The 18,927-nt window shown below is 70.8% G+C and carries 16 protein-coding genes; 3 read left to right on the top strand and 13 right to left on the bottom strand.

What is annotated here, in order from left to right:
* Nucleotides 1-133: 133 nt before the first annotated feature.
* Nucleotides 134-865 carry a TIGR03943 family putative permease subunit gene (locus HDA40_RS29910; protein ID WP_253761138.1) on the bottom strand — a complete coding sequence of 244 codons (732 nt, stop codon included), beginning with the start codon at nt 863-865 and terminating at the stop codon, nt 134-136.
* Nucleotides 862-1,872 (bottom strand): permease, encoded by a 1,011-nt coding sequence (locus tag HDA40_RS29905; protein ID WP_253761137.1) that lies wholly within the window; start codon nt 1,870-1,872, stop codon nt 862-864. The genes HDA40_RS29910 and HDA40_RS29905 overlap by 4 nt, the downstream gene beginning before the upstream one ends.
* Before the next feature lie 292 nt (nt 1,873-2,164).
* On the opposite strand from HDA40_RS29905, the gene HDA40_RS29900 reads away from it, so the two are divergent.
* Genes HDA40_RS29900 through HDA40_RS29890 form a run of 3 tightly spaced genes read left to right on the top strand, consistent with a single transcriptional unit; the run spans nt 2,165 to nt 4,808 of the window.
* Complete coding sequence (locus HDA40_RS29900; protein WP_253761136.1) at nt 2,165-2,755, top strand: ECF transporter S component; 591 nt, start codon at nt 2,165-2,167, stop codon at nt 2,753-2,755.
* The gene (locus HDA40_RS29895) at nt 2,755-4,080 is read left to right on the top strand and encodes an ABC transporter ATP-binding protein (RefSeq protein WP_253761135.1); all 1,326 of its coding nucleotides are present in this window, start codon (nt 2,755-2,757) and stop codon (nt 4,078-4,080) included. The genes HDA40_RS29900 and HDA40_RS29895 overlap by 1 nt, the downstream gene beginning before the upstream one ends.
* Nucleotides 4,077-4,808, top strand: a complete 732-nt coding sequence (locus tag HDA40_RS29890; RefSeq protein ID WP_253761134.1) for an energy-coupling factor transporter transmembrane component T family protein — start codon at nt 4,077-4,079, stop codon at nt 4,806-4,808. The genes HDA40_RS29895 and HDA40_RS29890 overlap by 4 nt, the downstream gene beginning before the upstream one ends.
* A gap of 367 nt (nt 4,809-5,175) precedes the next feature.
* Here HDA40_RS29890 and HDA40_RS29885 read toward each other — a convergent pair whose 3' ends face one another.
* The 11 genes from HDA40_RS29885 to HDA40_RS29835 form a co-directional block, all read right to left on the bottom strand.
* Nucleotides 5,176-5,961, bottom strand: coding sequence for an isoprenyl transferase (locus HDA40_RS29885; RefSeq protein WP_253763859.1), 786 nt, complete (start codon nt 5,959-5,961; stop codon nt 5,176-5,178).
* 35 nt (nt 5,962-5,996) lie between these two features.
* Complete coding sequence (gene recO / locus HDA40_RS29880) at nt 5,997-6,752, bottom strand: DNA repair protein RecO (protein ID WP_253761133.1); 756 nt, start codon at nt 6,750-6,752, stop codon at nt 5,997-5,999.
* A gap of 50 nt (nt 6,753-6,802) precedes the next feature.
* On the bottom strand, nt 6,803-8,278 hold the full coding sequence (gene gatA, locus HDA40_RS29875) for an Asp-tRNA(Asn)/Glu-tRNA(Gln) amidotransferase subunit GatA (RefSeq protein WP_253761132.1): 1,476 nt from the start codon (nt 8,276-8,278) through the stop codon (nt 6,803-6,805).
* Nucleotides 8,275-8,574, bottom strand: coding sequence for an Asp-tRNA(Asn)/Glu-tRNA(Gln) amidotransferase subunit GatC (gene gatC / locus HDA40_RS29870; protein WP_253761131.1), 300 nt, complete (start codon nt 8,572-8,574; stop codon nt 8,275-8,277). The genes gatA and gatC overlap by 4 nt, the downstream gene beginning before the upstream one ends.
* A 280-nt stretch (nt 8,575-8,854) precedes the next feature.
* Nucleotides 8,855-10,924, bottom strand: a complete 2,070-nt coding sequence (locus HDA40_RS29865; protein WP_372503192.1) for a putative bifunctional diguanylate cyclase/phosphodiesterase — start codon at nt 10,922-10,924, stop codon at nt 8,855-8,857.
* 280 nt (nt 10,925-11,204) lie between these two features.
* Nucleotides 11,205-13,283 (bottom strand): NAD-dependent DNA ligase LigA, encoded by a 2,079-nt coding sequence (ligA, locus tag HDA40_RS29860; RefSeq protein WP_253761130.1) that lies wholly within the window; start codon nt 13,281-13,283, stop codon nt 11,205-11,207.
* 42 nt (nt 13,284-13,325) lie between these two features.
* On the bottom strand, nt 13,326-14,306 hold the full coding sequence (locus HDA40_RS29855; protein ID WP_253761129.1) for a uroporphyrinogen decarboxylase/cobalamine-independent methonine synthase family protein: 981 nt from the start codon (nt 14,304-14,306) through the stop codon (nt 13,326-13,328).
* Nucleotides 14,303-15,529, bottom strand: a complete 1,227-nt coding sequence (gene mnmA, locus HDA40_RS29850) for a tRNA 2-thiouridine(34) synthase MnmA (RefSeq protein WP_253761128.1) — start codon at nt 15,527-15,529, stop codon at nt 14,303-14,305. The genes HDA40_RS29855 and mnmA overlap by 4 nt, the downstream gene beginning before the upstream one ends.
* Nucleotides 15,530-15,685: 156 nt before the next feature.
* Entirely contained in the window at nt 15,686-16,849 is a 1,164-nt protein-coding gene (locus tag HDA40_RS29845) for a cysteine desulfurase family protein (protein WP_253761127.1), read from the bottom strand.
* A gap of 112 nt (nt 16,850-16,961) precedes the next feature.
* On the bottom strand, nt 16,962-17,918 hold the full coding sequence (locus HDA40_RS29840) for an electron transfer flavoprotein subunit alpha/FixB family protein (protein WP_253761126.1): 957 nt from the start codon (nt 17,916-17,918) through the stop codon (nt 16,962-16,964).
* A gap of 7 nt (nt 17,919-17,925) precedes the next feature.
* Nucleotides 17,926-18,708, bottom strand: coding sequence for an electron transfer flavoprotein subunit beta/FixA family protein (locus tag HDA40_RS29835; RefSeq protein WP_253761125.1), 783 nt, complete (start codon nt 18,706-18,708; stop codon nt 17,926-17,928).
* Between the last annotated feature and the right edge of the window lie 219 nt (nt 18,709-18,927).

Raw genomic sequence — 18,927 nt, 5'->3', positions numbered from 1 at the left:
AAGTGGTGTCGCCCTATACGTTACTGCCCAGTCTTACCCGCCGGTAGGTGTCTGTTAACTCCTGCGGATCACGGTTATGCATGCCTCCTGCGGCATCGGATGCCTGCATAACCGTGATCTGCAGGGAATGGGGCTACTCGTACTGCTGTTTGGGCGGGTCGACCGGACGCCACGAGGTCACCACGATGAACGGGATGATCTCGTCGTTGACCGCGTCCCGCATGGTCCGGTCGGTGTAGGTGCCGACAATCTCCACCCAGGCGTCGTCGGCCATCCCGGTCGGGCCCTGACCGGCGAAGGCGACCTTGATCGGGCGGGCGTCGGCGGCACAGCACGACAGGATCATGCGGCCGAGCACCTGTTGGCCGTCCGTGCTGGTGACGAGGAAGCCCACGAGCTTCACCTTGCGGTCGCCGAGGGACACGCCCTTGTCGAAGACGGCCCGGGAGGCGTAGTCGAGGACGGTGATCGGCACGACGTCGCCCGGCGGCAACGGCGGATAGTCCGACTCGGCCGCGGTGGACAGTGCCGTACCGGACTGGCCGGCGGCGTACGCCCCCATCGCGGGCGGCGCGACGAGCAGCAGGCCCAGCACCGGGGCGATGATCAGCCAGCCGACGAGGGGCCCGCCGTGCGCGTGCGCGTGCCCGCGATCATGGTTCTCGGACTCGTCCTCCCCGACTTCCGCCGAGCGGTACTCGTGCCACAACGTCATGACCGCCGCGGCTACCAGCAGCACGCCGGAGAGGATGAGGAACGGCCGCAGCCCCTCCTTGACATAGCGGAGATAGAGGTCGCCGAGGCTGATCTTGAGGACTGCCCCGCCGAGCAGCAGCATGATGACGGATTGCGCCTGCCGGTTCACAGGAAGACCACCCCCAGGAGGCCGGCCACCCCGGTCGCCATCACGAAGGTGGCCGGGGCGAACCGGGTGGCGAACCGGCGCCCGAAGACGCCGGCCTGCATCGAGATCAGCTTGAGGTCGACCATCGGCCCCACCAGGAGGAACGCCAGCCGGGCGGTGAGCGAGAACTGCGACAGCGACGCGGCGACGAAGGCGTCCGCCTCCGAGCAGATCGACAGCAGCACGGCCAGCACCGCCAACGCCAGTACGCTCAGCACCGGCCGCTGCGCGACCGCCAGCAGCCACTTCTCCGGCACGAGCACGTTGATCGTGGCGGCCGCGCCCGCACCGAGCGCGAGGAAGCCGCCCGCGTGGATGATGTCGTGGCGGCAGGACGCCCAGAACGCCCGCGACTTCGACAGGTCGTCGAGTTCGGGCCGGTGCGGCAGCTTGATCCAGTCCGCCTTGCCGAGCCGCAGCCAGAGCCAGCCCATCCCGGTCGCCACGATCAAGCTGCCGATCGCCCGGAGGACGACCATCTGCGGCCGGCCGGGGAACGCGACCGCCGTCGCGGTGAGCACGATCGGGTTGACCGCCGGGGCGGCCAGCAGGAAGGCCAGCGCCGCGGCCGGGGTGACCCCGCGGCGCATCAGGGAGCCCGCGATCGGCACGGAGCCGCACTCACAGCCCGGGAGCACCACCCCAGCACAGCTGGCTACCGGCACCGCCAGCGCGGGGTGCTTCGGCAACGCCTTCGCCCAGAAGCTCCGGGGCACGAACACCGCGATCACGGCCGAGAGGACCACCCCGAAGACCAGGAACGGGGTCGCCTGCACCATCACGGAGACGAAGACCGTCGTCCAGGTGCTGATCCGGGGCCCGTTGATCAGGTCGGCGACCTGCGTACGGAACAGGACCAGGAGGACGAGGAGGACGGCGAGCACCTCGACTGAGCCGACCCGCCATCGTCGCGGTCCGTCCGGCGCTTCTTCGGCCGGCCGGGGCCGGGTCGGGGAGACGGTCGTCACGAACCCGTACGCTACCGGCCGGGACAGGGTGTAACCTACCCGGCACAACTGAATATCAGACGGACAGGGGAGCGCACAGCGCTGAGAGTGCGTCCCGCTTTGGCAGACAAGGCGGCCGCAGACCCTCGAACCTGATCTGGACAAGGCGTCGCCCTGGGGAGGGCCGCCGATGCCAGCGTAGGGAGTTCGGTCTTCACCTCATCGTTTGCGCCATGCCATCAATCCCTCCTTGGGATCCTGAAGGCATGGCGTGCGTCTTCTCCTGGTTCCCCCCTCGAACTAGGAGTCGTCCATGAACAACACCGCTTACCGGTGGCGAACCGTAGACATCGTCGTCACCGCGGTCGTCGCCGTCGCCTTCGGCGTCGTCTTCTGGGCCTGGAACCAACTGTGGTTCGGGCCGTTCAGCGCCGCCTTCGCCGGCTTCCCGCCGGCCGGAGCGATCATCACCGGCGTGTGGTTCCTGCCCGCAGTGCTCGCTCCGCTCATCGTGCGCAAGCCGGGTGCCGCCCTGTTCGCCGAACTGGTCGCGGCCGTCATCTCGGCCCTGCTCGGCTCGGCCTGGGGCGTCACCGTCCTCTACTACGGTCTCGCCCAGGGCGCGGCCGGCGAACTCGGCTTCGCCATCGGCGCGTACAAGCGCTGGGGGCTGCCGAACGCACTGCTCACCGGCGGTCTCATCGGCGCCGCCGCGACCGTCCTCGACCTGACCACCACCTCGTACGGCGAATGGTCGGCGGCGTGGCAGATCACCTACGCCCTGATCCAGATCGCCAGCGGCGCCCTCATCGCGGGCGCGGGCTCGTTCGCCCTGGCCCGGGGGCTGTCCAGCACCGGGGTGCTGGACCCGTTCCCCTCCGGGCGTACGCGCGAGCTGGTCTGATGCTGACCCTGGACGGGTACGGGTGGCGGCACGCCGGCCGCCGCGCATGGGCGGTCCGCGGCGTCGACCTGCGGATCGACCGTGGCGAACGGGTGTTGCTGCTCGGCCCGTCCGGGGCGGGCAAGTCCACGCTGCTCGCGGCGATCGCCGGCCTCCTGCCGACGTCGTCGGGCGAAGCGGAGGGCGTCCTGAAGGTCGACGGCCGGCCCGGCATCGTCTTCCAGGACCCGCATTCGCAGCTGGTCATGCGCCGCTCCGGCGACGAGGTCGCGTTCGGGCTGGAGAACCTCGGCTGGCCCGTCGACCGGATCTGGCCCCGGGTCGACGAGGTGATGCGGGAGGTCGGCTTCCCGTACGACCGCGATCGGCGTACCGACCAGCTCTCGGGCGGTGAACAACAGCGGCTCGTCCTGGCCGGGACCCTCGCGCCCCGGCCGGACCTGCTGCTGCTCGACGAACCCACGGCCAACCTCGACCCGCAGGGCGCCGCCCAAGTGCGCCAAACGCTCCGCGAGGCGGTCGAGGCCGAGGTCACGGTGGTGCTGGTCGAACATCGGATCGACGAAGTCCTGCCGCTCATCACCCGGGTCGTCGTCCTCGACCCCGGCGGCGGAGTCCGTGCCGACGGGCCCCCGTCGCTGCTGACCGGTCCACTCGGCGACGAACTGGCCGCCGCCGGCGTGTGGGTCCCCGGCCATCCGGTCCCCGCGCAGCGCGCCTCGGCGTCACCCGGTCACGCCTTGATCTCCACTCAAGAGCTACGGGTACGCCATATGGCGTACCAGGATGTGCACGTTCGAGAGGGCGAAACCGTGGCCGTGACCGGCCCCAACGGCGTGGGCAAGTCGACGCTGGCCCTGGCCCTCGGTGGCCTGCTGCGACCGGCGGCCGGTGCGGTGGTGACGCCGGACGGCAAGCCGCACAAGTGGCGGGCGAAGGTGCTCGCGACGCGGATCGGATCGGTGTTCCAGAATCCGGAGCACCAGTTCGTGACCTCGACCGTACGCGACGAGCTGGCCCTCGGCGGCACGCCGCCCGCGCGGGTCGACGAGCTGCTGGAACGGCTGCACCTGGCCGAACTGGCACGGGCGAACCCGTTCACGCTGTCGGGCGGGCAGGCCCGGCGGCTGAGCGTGGCGACCGCGCTCGCCGCCGCACCGCGACTGCTGATCCTGGACGAGCCGACCTTCGGGCAGGATCGTCGCACCTGGATCGAGCTGGTCTCGCTGCTGGCGTCGCTCCGCGACTCCGGGCACGGGATCATGACCGTCACCCACGACTCCTCGCTGGTCTCCGTGCTCGCCGATCGGACGGTCTCGCTGTGATCCTGGCCCGTCGTGCCCCCGTCGCGAAGCTCGGCGCCGCGCTCTTGCTGTCCTTGGCCGCGCTGACCACGTTGAACGCGGTCGTCCTGGGCGGCATCGTGCTGCTGACCTTGCTGGTCACGCCGCTGTTCGGGCTCACGCCCTGGGGCTTGCTCCGGCGCGCCTGGCCCGCCCTGCTGGGCGCGGCGAGCGTCGTGATCTCGCTGTCGCTGTTCGCCGCCAACCGGTCGGGTGCGGTACTGGTGGACTTCGGGCCGTTCCTCGTGACCACCTCGGTCCTGTCCCTGTCGGTGAGCTACGCGCTGCGGCTGCTCGCGCTGGCCCTACCCGCCGTCCTCGTGTACGCCACCACCGACCCGACCGACCTCGCCGACTCCCTGATCCAGCACGTCAAAGCCCCAGCCCGCTTCGCGATCGGCGCACTGGCCGCGTTCCGCCTGGTCGGGCTGCTCGGCGAAGAATGGCGGCTCATCTCGATGGCCCGCCGCGCCCGAGGCATCGACGCGGGTGGCAACCCCCTGCGGTGGGTACGGCTGTTCGCCGGCACCGCGTTCGGGCTGCTCGTCGGGGCCATCCGCCGGGGAACGCGGCTGGCCCAGGCCATGGACGCTCGCGGGTTCGACTCCGGTACGCCCCGGACCGTCGCCCGGCCCTCGCCCTTCGGGCTCGCCGACTGGGCCCTCCTGCTCGCTTCGCTCGCCCTCGCCGCCCTCGTCATCGCCCGCTGACTCCCCCTCCGCGCGTCCCCCCGGCTTTCCGCGCGATCATGAACTAACGGTCGTGATCAACCGGCGTGTCGTGTCCCGGACGGCATGATCACTTACCTAGCGCCCTGATCAACATTTGCCGAAAGCACGCGGGGTGGAGTCGGCGGCGGACGCCGCGCCAGGATGGAAGACGGCCGCACCCAGGTAGACAGGCCGTGCCCGAGGCGGACGGCCGCCCGGAGGCGGGTGCCCTCAGGCGGTAGAAGGCAGCGGCGGGCGGACGCGAGCACCGTCGGGCGGACGCAGGCCGCGTTCAGGAAGCCAGGCCACGCTCAGGAAGCCAGGCCGCATTCAGGAAACCAGGCCGCGCTCAGGAAGCCGGGCCGCGTCAGGCGGAAGCGGGCGGCGGCGGGACCGGGTTCGGCAGCGCCCCGCCGAACCGCCGGTCGCGCTGGGCGTACAGCTCGCAGGCGTGCCACAGGTGCCGGCGGTCGAAGTCCGGCCAGAGCACGTCCATGTAGATCAGCTCGGCGTACGCGCTCTGCCAGATCAGGAAGTTGGAGGTGCGCTGCTCGCCGGACGGCCGCAGGAAGAGGTCCACGTCGGGCACCTCGGGGTGGTACAGGTACTTGGCGAACAGCTTCTCGCTCACCCGGTCCGGGCTGATCCGGCCCTCGGCGACGTCGCGGGCGATGGCGGCCGCCGCGTCGGCGATCTCGGCCTGCCCGCCGTAGTTCACGCAGAACTGGAGGGTCAGCTTCGAGTTGTGGCGGCTCATCTCCTCCGCCGTCTCCAGCTCGTCGATGACGCTCTTCCAGAGCCGGCCTCGGCGACCCGACCAGACGACGCGTACGCCGAGGTCGACGAGCTGGTCCCGGCGGCGCCGGATGACGTCGCGGTTGAAGCCCATGAGGAAGCGCACCTCTTCCGGCGAGCGCTTCCAGTTCTCCGTGGAGAAGGCGTACGCCGACAGGAACGGGACGCCGATCTCCAGCGCACCCTCGACGGCGTCGAAAAGGGAGTATTCGCCCCGTTTGTGGCCTTCTGTCCGAGGAAGTCCGCGGTCCTTCGCCCAACGGCCGTTGCCGTCCATCACGACGGCGATGTGGCGCGGCAGCGCTCCGGAGGGCAGCGCCGGCGGGCGGGCACCCGACGGATGCGGAGTCGGCTCGATGGGCGCCGACCTGCGGCCGAGGCTGACTTTCCTGATCACGTGCGCTCTCCCCGATCCACTAGAGGAAGCGAGCGTAGCGCGCGTTCCATATGCCACTGCAGGTGCGCTGCGACCAGGCCACTGCACTGGCGGCGCTGGGCTTCCTCGGCCGCGTCGGCGATCTTCCAGTCGCCGTTGAGCAGGGCCAGCATGAGTTCGATCGTGGCGGGGTTCGGATGGGCCGCACCCGGCGGCCGGCACTGGCTGCACACGCTGCCGCCGGCCGCGACGGAGAACGCCCGGTGCGGCCCGGGAGCGGAGCAGACGGCGCACTCGGCGAGCACCGGCGCCCAGCCCTCATGCGCCATCGCCCGCAGCAGGTACGCGTCGAGCACGAGCGTCCCGGAGTGCTCGCCGTCGGCCAGCGCCCGGAACGCGCCCAGCGTCAGCTGGAACAGCCGCAGCGCAGGCTGGCCCTCCTCGGCGGTCAACCGCTCGGCCGTCTCCGCGATCGCGCTCGCTGCGGTGTAGCGCGGATAGTCCTCGACGAAGTGCTTGCCGAGCAGGGAGATCCCCTCGACCTGGGAGATCGTGTGCAGCCCGGCCCCTTCGGCCCACTGCACGTCGATGTGGCCGAAGGGTTCCAACCGGGCGCCGTAGCGCGAGGTCATCTTGCGTACGCCCCGGGCCACGGCGCGCAGCCGCCCATGCCGGCGGGTCAGCAGGGTGATGATCCGGTCGGACTCCCCCAGCTTCTGCACACGCAACACGATGGCGTCGTCGCGTTGGAGAGGACGGCGCATGCCAGGCATCCGACCATCCTCCCGCCCGCGTACGACAACAGTTACAGGGTCGGCGGCAGTTACAGCGTGGGCGGCGCGAACGTGCCCACGGCCGACTCGACCGCGGCGGCCACCCGGTACATCCGGTCGTCGCCGAGGGTCGGAGCCATCACCTGGAAGCCGACCGGCAGCCCCTCGGACAGGCCGCACGGCACCGAGATCGCCGGGCCGCCGTAGAGGTTCGTCGGGATGGTGAACAGGTCCGCCAGGTACATCTGGTACGGGTCGGACGTCCGGGAGCCCAGTTCGAACGCGACGAACGGCGTGGTCGGCGAGACCAGCACGTCCACCTGCTCGAACGCCGTGGTGAAGTCGCGGGTGATGAGCGTGCGCACCTTCTGGGCCTGCCCGTAGTAGGCGTCGTAGTAGCCGGACGACAAGGCGTACGTGCCGATGATGATGCGGCGCTTGACCTCCGGGCCAAAACCCGCCTCGCGGGTCATCGACATGACCTCTTCGAGCGACCGGTTGCCGTCGTCGCCGACGCGCAGACCGAAGCGCACTCCGTCGTACCGCGCCAGGTTGGAGGAGCACTCACTCGGCGCGATCAGGTAATACGCCGGCAGCGCGTACACGAAGTTGGGGCAGGAGACCTCGACCACCTCGGCGCCGAGCTTGGTCAGGGCCTCGACGGTCTCGCGGAACGCACTCATCACGCCGGGCTCGGCGCCCTCGCCCGAGAATTCGCGGACCAGACCGACCTTCACGCCGGTCAGGTCGCCGGTCGCCCCGAGCCGCGCGGCCCCGACCACGTCGGGGACCGACGCGTCGATCGAGGTCGAGTCCCGCGGGTCGTGCCCCGCGATGACCGCGTGCAACAAGGCGGTGTCTTCGACGGTACGCGCACAGGGGCCGGGCGTGTCCAGTGAGGATGAGAAGGCGAGGAGCCCGTATCGGCTGGTGCCACCGTAAGTGGGCTTCGCGCCGACGGTGCCCGTCACAGCGCCGGGCTGCCGGATCGAGCCGCCGGTGTCGGTGCCGATCGACAGTGGAGCCTCGTACGCCGCGAGCGCCGCCGCCGAGCCACCACCGGATCCGCCCGGAATCCGGGCCAGGTCCCACGGGTTGAAGGTCGGACCGTACGCCGAGTACTCCGTCGAGGAGCCCATGGCGAACTCGTCCATGTTGGTCTTGCCGAGCATGACGGTGCCGGCCGCCCGCAGCCGCTCGACCAGGGTCGCGTCGTACGGCGGACGCCAACCTTCGAGGATCTTCGAGCCCGCCGTCGTCGGTACGCCCCGCGTGGCGAGCACGTCCTTGACGGCGATCGGCACACCGGCCAGCGGCCCGAGCTGCTCCCCGGCGGCGATTCTGGCGTCGACCGCCGCGGCGGCGGCGAGCGCGCCCTCGGTGTCGACGTGGAGGAAGGCGTGGACGCGGTCGTCGACGGCGGCGATGCGGTCGAGGTGCTCGCGGGCGACCTCGACGGCCGAGACCTCACGGTTGGCGATGAGTGCGCCCAGCTCAGCAGCGGTCTTCTTGATCACGCCGGTCACTCCTCTTCGCTCAAGATGCGAGGAACCCGGAACCGGTCCTCGTACGCGTCCGGCGCGCCGGCCAGCGCCTCGGCCGGGGTCAGGCACGGCTGCTCGACGTCCTCGCGCAGCACGTTGACCAGCGGAACCGAGTGGGACGTGGGCGGGATGTCCGCGGCGGCCACCTCGCCGACCCGGGCGACGGCCTGCAGGATCACGTCGAGCTGACCGGCGAAGACGTCCAGTTCCTGCTCGGTGACGGCAAGCCGCGACAGGTGCGCCAGATGCGCTACCTCTTCGCGGGAGATGGCGGCCATGCTCTGCCCCCTTGACTGAGTTCGTCGGGTTCGGTGGGCTCAGCCTGCCATCGGCGGGCTGCCCCGAGCGAGTCTATTTGCCCGGCTCGGCAAGATCGCCTCCGGGTCCGCGCCGCGTTCTCCTGCCCGAGTCGATCACCTGCCCACGGAGTTGATCAGGGCGCTGCGGACACGACACACCGGTCGATCATGGCGATAGGTTCATGATCAACGGGGCAGGGTGCGACGGGGTGGGGTGGGGTGGGGTGGGGTGGGGTGGGGTGGGGTGGGGTGGGGTGGGTTAGGGGGATTCGGGGGTGGGGGCGGGGACGATGACGGCGTGTGGGTGGGCGGCAGGCAGGCGGGAGGCCAGCCGGCGCGCGCCCGGCAACGTCGTTCGGGCGATCCAGGCCAGCAGGTCCTCGGCCGGCATCGGTCGGGCGTAGAACCAGCCCTGGGCCACTTCGCAGCCCTGCTGGTGCAACATCCGCCAGGTCGGCTCGTCCTCGACGCCTTCGGCCACCACGCGCAGGCCGAGCGCGCCGGCCAGTTCGATGATCGAGCTGACGATCGCGGCGTCGTCGGGGTCCTCACGCATCCCGAAGACGAACGTGCGGTCGATCTTCACCTCGGCCAGCGGCAGCCGCCGCAGGTGCTGCATCGAGGAGTACCCCGTGCCGAAGTCGTCCAGCGCGATCGCCACGCCGAGCTTGTCCAGCTTGGCGAGGGTGGCGAGGACCCGGTTGGGGTCGGCCATCAGACCTTCCTCGGTGATCTCCAGCTGGAGCTGGTCAGCGGTGACGCCGTGCTCCCGGAGCAGGTCGGTGACGTGCTCGACGATGTCGTCGTTGTGCAGGTCCCGCACGCTCACGTTGACCGCGCAGCGCAGCCGCAACGCCATCGGCCGCCAGCGGGCGAGCTGCGCGACCACCTCGGCCAGCACCCAGCGGGTGAGCTGGCGCATCACCGCGCTCGGCTCGGCCGCCTTGATCAGCTCCTCCGGGTCGACCGGCCCGTACGCCGGATGGTGCCAGCGCAGCAGTGCCTCCACGCCGACGACCTCACCGGACGAGATCTCGATCTGAGGCTGGTAGAAGACGTTCAGCCCGCCGCCCTCGGGGTCCTCCAGCGCCTTGCGGAGATCGGCGACAAGGCTCAGGCGACGGGGCGAGTTGTGGTCCGACTCCGCGGCGTACAGGGCGATGCCGTCGCCCCGGTGTTTGGCGTCGTACATCGCGACGTCGGCGTGCCGCATCAGCGTGGCGAAATCGGTGCCGTGCTCTGGGTAGAGGGCGATGCCGATGCTGCCGGAGATGTCGAGCGGCAGCCCGTCCAGCGTCACCGGGTCCTGCAGCGCCTGCGTGATCCGGGCGGCGAGGCGTACGGCGTCGTCGGGGCTGGTCAGGCGGCCGGAGACGATGGCGAACTCGTCGCCGCCCAACCGCGCCACGAGGTCGCCCTCGCGGATGTTCTTCGCCAGCCGGTCGGCCACCGCGACCAGCAGCCGGTCGCCGACGGTGTGCCCGAGCGCGTCGTTGACGTGCTTGAACCGGTCCAGGTCCAGCAGCAGCAGAGCGAATCGTGCCTTGGCGGGCGAGCGGGCGTACTCGGCGGCGATCGAGCCGACCTCGCTGATCAGGACCTTGCGGTTGGCCAGCCCGGTCAGCGAGTCGAGCCGGGCCAGCCGGGTCTGCTCGGTGGACAGCACGGCCAACCGCTGCACGGCGATCAGCGGGATGATCGCCAGCGGGACGTAGAGCGCGCTCTGGTCGGCCGCGGCGGCCAGGATCACGCCGAGCAGGAGCAACGCGCCGGTGGTCAGCGCCTCCGGGGCCAGCGGGGCGCGCAGGGTCGGCCACAGTGGACCGCCGAAGCGCAGCCAGACCGCGACCGAGGTCGTCGTGTACTTGCACAGGAACCAGGCCACGGCGGCCAGTACGCACACCGCCACCGCCCAGCCGGCCGCGGCGTCGATCGGCAGCAGCGTCGCGCCGAGGTGGATCACCGCCGACGCGGCCGACAGCGCGATCGCGTACTGGGCGATGTTGAAGACCGCCCGCCACGGTTTGTGCTTCATCCGCCAGGACGAGACGACGACCGCCGCCGCCTGGACCACCAACGCCGCCGCGAGGTTCGAATCGATGAGGATGGCGAAGCTGAAGCAGATCGACGGGAACACCGCCGAACTCATCCGACGCCCCGGCGGGCTCATCGGAAAGGCGTCCGCAACCAGCGCCATCGCCGCCATCAACCAGATCTCGGCCTCCCAGGGGCCGGAACCGGCGAACGGCGTCGCGAGTTCGACAACAAGGACGGCGGCCGCGAGGACGACAACAATCGCCACATACCCGATAAAACGGCCGGAACCCATGACGGGTGCGGCGTTCCGCAGCGATTCGGGAGGAGCGGTGATGGACGGAGTCTCCGCCCCACCGGCGGCCGAGCGCGACGCCGATGCCGTCATGCGACCCCCACCTTCCCGCGTATCCGCAGGTCGGAGCCCTAGATCGAGCGCCGACACACGAACCTACAGACTAGGACCTCCGCAGGCGCAGAGCGAGCGTCCCGCGACTCCCCGTCACCGATGTGACATAGGAAACCACACCGCGGAGGGTCGCGGGGAACGGCGAACGTCGTTGTAAGGGGCAGATTCAGGCAGCAGTCGACGCGGCGTGGCTCCGAGCTGCTTCCGGCCCGTCGGCGAGCAGGATCGCGAGACCCGCGTCGTCGAGGATCGGCACACCCAGACTCTGCGCCTTGTCGAACTTCGAGCCCGGGTTCTCCCCCACGACGACGAAGCTGGTCTTCTTCGAGACCGATCCGGTCACCTTCGCGCCCTGCGCGGTGAGCGCGTCGGACGCGTCGTCGCGGGTGAAGTCGGTCAGCGTGCCGGTGACCACGACGGTCAGCCCGTCCAGTGGCTTCGGGCCGGTGTCGACGCCCATCTCCTGCTCCATGACGACCCCGGCGGCCTGCCATTTCTCCACGATCTCGCGGTGCCAGTCGACGGTGAACCACTCCCGGACCGCCTCGGCGATGATGCCGCCGACATCCTCCACCGAAGACATCCGCTCGACGCTCGCCTTGCTGATCGCCTCGACCGAGCCGAACGCGTTGGCCAGCGCCTCAGCCGCGGTCGGGCCGCAGTGCCGGATGGAGAACGACACCAGGACCCGCGACAGCGGGACCGTCTTCGCCTTCTCGAGGTTGTCCAGGAGCTTGGCGGCGTTCGCGGAGAGCGTGCCGTCCTTCTTCGTGAAGAACGGCGACCGCGTCAGGTCCGCGGCGGTCAGCCCGAACAGGTCGCCCTCGTCGGCGATCACCTTGTCGTTGATGAGGGCGACGCCCGCCTTGTAGCCCAGGCCCTCGATGTCGAAGCCGTCGCGGCCGCCGAGGTAGAACATGCGCTCACGCAGCTGGGCGACGCAATAGCGCGTGTTGGGGCAGCGTACGTCGACGTCGGACTCCTTCGCCGGAGCCAGCGCGGCGCCGCACTCCGGGCAGTGCGTGGGCATCACGAACTCGCGTTCGGTGCCGTCCCGCAGGTCGACGACCGGTCCGAGCACCTCCGGGATGACGTCGCCCGCCCGCCGGATGGTCACCGTGTCGCCGATGAGGACGCCCTTGCGCTTGACTTCCTCTTGGTTGTGCAGGGTCGCACTGGTGACGGTGACGCCGGCGACGTGGACGGCCTCGAGCACGGCGTAGGGGGTGACCCGGCCGGTGCGGCCGACGTTGACGAGGATGTCGACGAGCTTGGTGTTCGCCTCCTCCGGCGGATACTTGTACGCGATCGCCCAGCGCGGCGCCCGGCTCGTGTTGCCCAGGCGGCCCTGGATCGCCACGTCGTCGACCTTGATCACGACGCCGTCGATGTCGTGCTCGACGTCGTGCCGGTGCTCGGCGTAGTAGGCGATGAACTCGCGGACCTCGTCGAGGGAGTCCACCACCTTCCAGCGCAGCGACGTGGGCAGACCCCAGCTCTGCAACAGCTTGTACGCCTCGGATTGCCGGGGCGGCTCGAAGCCCTCGTGCGCGCCGATGCCGTGCACGATCAGACGCAGCGGCCGGGAGCCCGTGATCGAGGGATCCTTCTGGCGCAGCGAGCCGGAGGCGGCGTTGCGCGGATTCGCGAACGGACGCTGACCGGCCGCGACCAGGCTGGCGTTGAGGTCGGCGAAGCCGGAGGTCGGGAAGAAGATCTCGCCCCGGACCTCGACGAGCGCGGGGACGTCGTCCCCCTTGAGCGTCTTGGGGATGTCCTTCAGCGCACGCACGTTGGCGGTGACGTCCTCGCCGGTCCGCCCGTCGCCCCGGGTCGCCGCCCGGACCAGCCGGCCGTTGCGATAGGTCAGGTTGATGGCGAGCCCGTCGATCTTCAGCTCGCACAGGAACGCGACCTGCCCGCCGGCGTCGCGCACCACGCGATCGGCCCAGGCCGTCAGCTCCTCGTCGGAGAAGGCGTTGTCGAGGCTGAGCATCCGCGCCGCGTGCTGGACGGTGGCGAACCCGGCCGCGGCCTGCCCGCCGACGCGCTGGGTCGGCGAATCGAGCGACCGCAGCTCCGGGAAGTCCTGCTCCAGGCCCTCCAGCTCACGCAGCAGACCGTCGTATTCCGCGTCGGAGACGGTCGGCGCGTCCAGCTCGTAGTAACGCTGCTGGTGTGTCTCGATTTCGCTGGTCAGCTCGGCGATCCGCGACCGGGCGGAGTCAAAGTCCTTCTCGCTCACACGAGGAATCTAGCCGCTGGGTACGACAGTTCACGGTCCGGCTCAGACCTCGGCGAGCCGCCGCCCAGCCTCCCGGCACGCGGCCAGGACCTCACGCGCATAGGCGGGTGTCGCTCCGGCGAGGCCGCAGGCGGGTGTCACCACGACCTGCTCGGGAAGCTGGGACTCACTGAACCCGAGGGTGCGCCACGTTGTGCGTACCTTATCCGCGACGGCAGCCGACGACGGCGCGCGAGTGCCCCGCGTGGCCGCCGCGCCCGCGAAGAGCGTGAGCCCGGCGTCGATCAGTTCGCCCACCGGATCGAGCTGTTTCACCTGGTCGAGATCGAGCGCGACGCCGGCCGCCCCGGCTTGGCGGAACAGCGCGAGCGGCGCGTCGGGCGCGCAGCAGTGGAGCACGACCGGCGCGTCGGCGGCCTCGATCACGCGGGTCAGCGCCTCGCGCGCGACCGACTCGGCGACGGATCGATAGGTGTGCAGCCCACTGGCGGTGCGCACCTGCCCGGCCAGGACCGCGGGCAGCGACGGCTCGTCGAGCTGCAGAATCACCTGCGCCCCCGGCACGCGGCGACGCATGTCCGCCACATGCAGGCGCAGCCCCTCCGCCAGCGACTCGCTCAGGTCGCGTGCGGCGCCGTGGTCGGACAGCACCGCCTGCCCGAGCGCCAGCTCGATGCTCGCGGCCAGCGTCCACGGGCCCGCGGCCTGCACCTTCAGCGGTCCCGCGAAGCCGTCCGCCTGCTCGGTCAGCTGGTCCAGGTCTCGTTCGAGGAGATCATGGGTACGCCGAAGGTCACGACCGCCCCGGGAGGCGATCCGCCACCGTCCTGTGTAGAGCTCGACCGGCAGACCGACGAGCAGCCCGGCGCCCCGCCCGATCAGCTCCGCGCCCGGACCTCGATTCGGCAGCTCCGGCAGGTACGCCACCGGCAGCTCGCCCAGGCTGTACTTGACCGCCTCGACCAGGTCCGATCCGGGCAGCGACCCGATTCCGGTGGCGCTTCCGCGCGGCAGCTCGATCATGCGGCGCTCGCCACGGCCGCGGCGGCGGTGACCGCCGTGGTGCCTGTGCTCATGGCGGTCGCGCTGCGGTCGGTCGCGCTGCGGTCGGTGGCGCTGCGGTCGGTGGCGCTGCGGTCGGTGGCGCTGCGGTCGGTGGCGCTGGTGTCGGTGGCGTTGGCACTCGTGATGGTCGCGCTGGCGAGGACGGCGTCCCCGGCGGCGTCGGGCCGGTAGACGACGATCGCCTGACCGGGCGCGATCCCCCGGGCCGGCCGGCGCAGGCTGGCCGTCAGGACGCCGTCGACGATCTCGACCACGGCGTCGATCGGCTCGCCGTGCGCCCGGAGCTGCACCTGAGCCTCCGTCTTCGGCTCCAGCGGAGCCAGGACGATCGGGCGCGTGGCGGTGACGACGGTGACGTCGAGCGCCTCGGCCGGGCCGACGGTGACGGTGTTCGTGACCGGCGTGATGCTCAGGACGTAGCGCGGCTTGCCATCCGGCGCGGGACGGCCCAGGGCCAGCCCCTTCCGCTGGCCCACCGTGAAGGCGTACGCGCCGTCGTGGGAGCCGACGACCTCGCCGGTGGTCGAGTCGACGATGTCGCCGGGCGCCTCACCCAGCCGCTCCTGGAGGAACTTGCGGGTGTCGCCGTCGGCGATGAAGCAGATGTCGTGCGAGTCGGGCTTTCCGGCGACCGACAGCCCCTGCTCGGCCGCCTCGGCGCGTACGTCGGACTTCAGCGAGTCGCCCAGCGGGAAGATCGCGTGATCCAGCTGCTCCTGCGTGAGTACGCCGAGCACGTAGGACTGGTCCTTCTCGGCGTCGGCGGCCCGCCGCAACACGCCGTCGTCGCCCAGCCGGGCGTAGTGCCCGGTCACCACGGCGTCGAAGCCCAGGGCCAGCGCCCGGTCCAGGACGGCGGCGAACTTGATCTTCTCGTTGCAGCGCAGGCACGGATTAGGCGTACGCCCAGCCGCGTACTCGCTCAGGAAGTCCTCCACGACGTCGGCGTGGAACTCCTCGGCCATGTCCCAGACGTAGAACGGGATGCCGATCACGTCGGCGGCCCGCCGCGCGTCGTGGGAGTCCTCCCGCGAGCAGCAGCCCCGGGCACCGGTCCGGTAGCTCTGCGGATTCTTCGACAGAGCCAGATGCACTCCGGTCACGTCGTGCCCGGCCGCCACCGCTCGGGCGGCCGCGACCGCCGAGTCGACACCACCGGACATCGCCGCAAGAACTCGCACCCGACGAGCTTACCCGGGGACTACGCGCGGCCCTTGCGGAGTTTCCGACTCCTTGGCCTGACTTGGCCGGGCTCGACAGCGTTTCGCGGCTCCTTGGCCTGACTTGGCCGGGCTCGACGGCGTTTCGCGGCTTGGCAGTCTCGCGGCAGGGCGAGGTTACGCGCGGTCCTTGCGGAGTTTCCCGGCTCGGCGGGCGCGCTCGACGACGGCGGGCAGGGCGGCCACCAGCTCGTCGATCTCGGCCGAGGTGGACGTGTGGCCGAGCGAGAAGCGCAGCGACGAGCGGGCCACCACCGGATCGCACCCCATCGCCAGGAGCACGTGCGAGGGCTGGGCGATCCCCGCCGAGCACGCCGATCCGGTCGAGCAGGCGATCCCCTGCGCGTCCAGCAGCATCAGCAGGGCGTCGCCCTCACAGCCTGGGAAGGCGAAGTGGGCATTGCCCGGCAGCCGGTTCACCGGGTCGCCGTTCAGGACGGCTTCGGGGACGGCGGCGCGTACCTTGGCGATCAGCTCGTCCCGCAGGCTCGCCAAGTGGGCAGCCGTCGCGGCCTGCGTCGCGACCGCGATCTCCACCGCCGTGGCGAACGCCACGATGCCGGGAACATCCAGCGTGCCGGAGCGCACGTCCCGCTCCTGCCCGCCGCCGTGCAGCAGCGGGGTGCAGGGGACGTCGCGGCCGAGCAGCAGCGCGCCGACCCCGGTCGGGCCGCCGAGCTTGTGCCCGGTCAAGGTCAGGGCGGCCGCCCCGGACGCGGCGAAGCCGACCGGGATCTGGCCCACCGCCTGAATCGCGTCCGTGTGCAGCGGTACGCCCCGCGCGCTCGCCAGCGCCGCCAGCTCGGCGACCGGCTGGACGGTGCCGACTTCGTTGTTCGCCCACATCGCGGTGACCAAGGCGACATCGTCGTCGAGCGCCTCGTCGAGCACGCCGGGGTCGATCCGCCCCTCGGCGTCGACCGGCAGCCAGGTGACCTTGGCCCCCTCGTGCTGCTCCAGCCAGTTCACCGTGTCCAGGACGGCGTGGTGCTCGATCGAGGAAGCGACGACGCGGCAGCGACCGGTGGGCCGTTGTGCCCAGAAGATGCCCTTGATAGCGAGGTTGTCGGATTCCGTCCCACCGCCGGTGAAGATCACCTCGGACGGGCGCGCGTCGAGCGCCGCCGCGATCCGTTCCCGGGACTCCTCGACCTTGCGGCGGGCACAGCGGCCTGGCCCGTGGAGAGAGGACGCGTTGCCCACGTCGCGAGCGGCTGCGACATAGGCGTCGAGCGCTTCGGCGAGCATGGGCGTGGTCGCCGCGTGATCGAGGTATGCCATCGCCCCTCAGCCTATCCGCCACTGCCCCCTTCATGCAGATCAGGGATATGCAGCCGTCCCGAGCCTCGGGAAGGGCGCATATCCCTGATCTGCATGCTTGCCGGAGCGGGCCCTACTTGCGCTTACGGATCTCTTCTGCGGCCTGGGGCACGACCTGGAAGAGGTCGCCCACCACGCCGTAGTCGGCCAGCTCGAAGATCGGCGCCTCGGCGTCCTTGTTCACCGCGACGATCGTCTTCGAGGTCTGCATGCCGGCCCGGTGCTGGATCGCGCCGGAGATGCCCAGCGCGATGTACAGCTGCGGAGAGACCGTCTTACCGGTCTGGCCCACCTGGAAGGCGTGCGGGTAGAAGCCGGAGTCGACGGCCGCCCGGGACGCGCCGACCGCGCCGCCGAGCAGGTCGGCCAGCTCCTCGACCAGCTTGAAGTTCTCCGCGCTGCCGACGCCGCGGCCGCCGGAGACGACGACCGACGCCTCGGCCAGCTCCGGGCGGGCGCCCTTGGCCTCGGCGACCCGCTCCACAACGGTGGCCAGCTTGGCGTTGTCCGGCACGGCGACCGCGACGTTCTCCACGGCGGGCTCGGCCGGCGCCGGGGTCGGCGTCAGCGAGTTGCCGCGGACGGTCACGAGCGGGAAGCCCTTCGTGACCTTGGACTTGACGATCGTCGAACCGGCGAAGACGACCTGCGTCGCCACACCGTCCGCGCCCAGCGCCACCACATCGGTGAGGATGCCGTTGTCCAGCTTGACCGCGAGGCGGGCGGCGATCTCCTTGCCCTCCTGGGTCGAGCCGATCAGCACGGCGGCCGGCTCGGCCGACTTCACGATCTCGGCCAGCACGGCGGCCTTCGGGGCGACCAGGTAGCCGTCGAGGTCGGCGTCCTCGGCCACGAGGACCTTCTGCGCGCCGTACTCGCCGAGCTTGGCGAGCAGCGGCTCGGCCGTGCCCGCGCCGCCGAGCACCACCGCGACCGGGGTGCCCAGGTCACGGGCGAGGGTCAGCATCTCCAGCGTCACCTTCTTGACGGCGCCGCCGGCGGACTCCACTACAACCAGAACGTCAGACACTTGAACCTCACACGAACTTCTCGGTGGCGAGGAACTCGACGAGCTGCGAGCCGCCGTCCCCGTTGTCGGTCACCTTGACGCCGCCCGCGCGCGCCGGGCGCTTGCTGTGCTCCACGACCGCGCTGTACGCGCCGGCCGCGCCGACGGAGGCCGCGTCGATGCCCAGGTCGCCGAGGGCAAGGCTGGAGACCGGCTTCTTCTTGGCCTCCATGATCCCCTTGAACGACGGGTAGCGCGGCTCGTTGATGGTGTCCCAGACGCTCACGATCGCGGGCGTAGCGGCCCGGACGACCTCGTAGCCCTCCTCGGTCTGCCGCTCGGCGGTCAACGTCGAGCCCTCGACGGTCAGCTTGCGCGCGCCGGTGAGGGCGGCCACGCCGAGCCGCTCGGCCAGCATGTGCGGGAGCACCTGGCCGCGCGCGTCGGTGGCCTCCGCCCCGCAGATCACGAGGTCGGGCTCCAACTGCCGCAGCGCGGCGGCGAGCACGGCGGAGGTGCCCAGCGCGTCCGACCCGTGCAGGGCGTCGTCCACAACGTGGACCGCCTTGTCCGGCCCCATCGACAGCGCCTTGCGGATCGACTCGGTCGCCCGGTCGGGACCCATGGTCAGCAGCGTGACCTCCGAGCCGGCGTTCGCCTCGCGGATGCGCAGGGCCTCCTCGATGGCGTACTCGTCCATCTCGTTGATCACGTTGTTCGCCGACGCTCGGTCGACGGTGTTGTCGTCAGTACGCAGCGTGCGGTCCGCGCCGGAATCCGGCACCTGCTTGACGAGTACGACGATCTTCATCGTGCTTCGACGCCTCCTGTTATGCCACAGCCCGAACGTTCGTTCATGCTGCCATGTGACACCGGATTCGGATGTTACCCGCTAGTAGCTTGCCGTGCTCAGCCAGCTGCTCCCGGGACCGAGTGACACAACTCACCTCGTAATGATCGCGGGCCGGTAGAGTCCTCTATGCAGGAGGTGTCGCACATGTCCACACAAATGGCTCCCCTGCCCGTCGCC

The organism is Hamadaea flava (assembly GCF_024172085.1).
Lineage (GTDB): Bacteria > Actinomycetota > Actinomycetes > Mycobacteriales > Micromonosporaceae > Hamadaea > Hamadaea flava.
This window is presented reverse-complemented; position numbering and strand designations above follow the sequence as displayed.

Excerpts from the sequence above, each read along its gene's own strand:
- HDA40_RS29895 (WP_253761135.1), top strand. The coding sequence starts at position 2,755 with ATGCTGACCCTGGACGGGTACGGGTGGCGGCACGCCGGCCGCCGCGCA.
- HDA40_RS29865 (WP_372503192.1), bottom strand. The coding sequence starts at position 10,924 with ATGGGTTCCGGCCGTTTTATCGGGTATGTGGCGATTGTTGTCGTCCTC.
- recO (WP_253761133.1), bottom strand. The coding sequence starts at position 6,752 with ATGCCTGGCATGCGCCGTCCTCTCCAACGCGACGACGCCATCGTGTTG.
- gatC (WP_253761131.1), bottom strand. The coding sequence starts at position 8,574 with ATGGCCGCCATCTCCCGCGAAGAGGTAGCGCATCTGGCGCACCTGTCG.
- HDA40_RS29900 (WP_253761136.1), top strand. The coding sequence starts at position 2,165 with ATGAACAACACCGCTTACCGGTGGCGAACCGTAGACATCGTCGTCACC.
- HDA40_RS29855 (WP_253761129.1), bottom strand. The coding sequence starts at position 14,306 with ATGATCGAGCTGCCGCGCGGAAGCGCCACCGGAATCGGGTCGCTGCCC.
- HDA40_RS29835 (WP_253761125.1), bottom strand. The coding sequence starts at position 18,708 with ATGAAGATCGTCGTACTCGTCAAGCAGGTGCCGGATTCCGGCGCGGAC.
- HDA40_RS29845 (WP_253761127.1), bottom strand. The coding sequence starts at position 16,849 with ATGGCATACCTCGATCACGCGGCGACCACGCCCATGCTCGCCGAAGCG.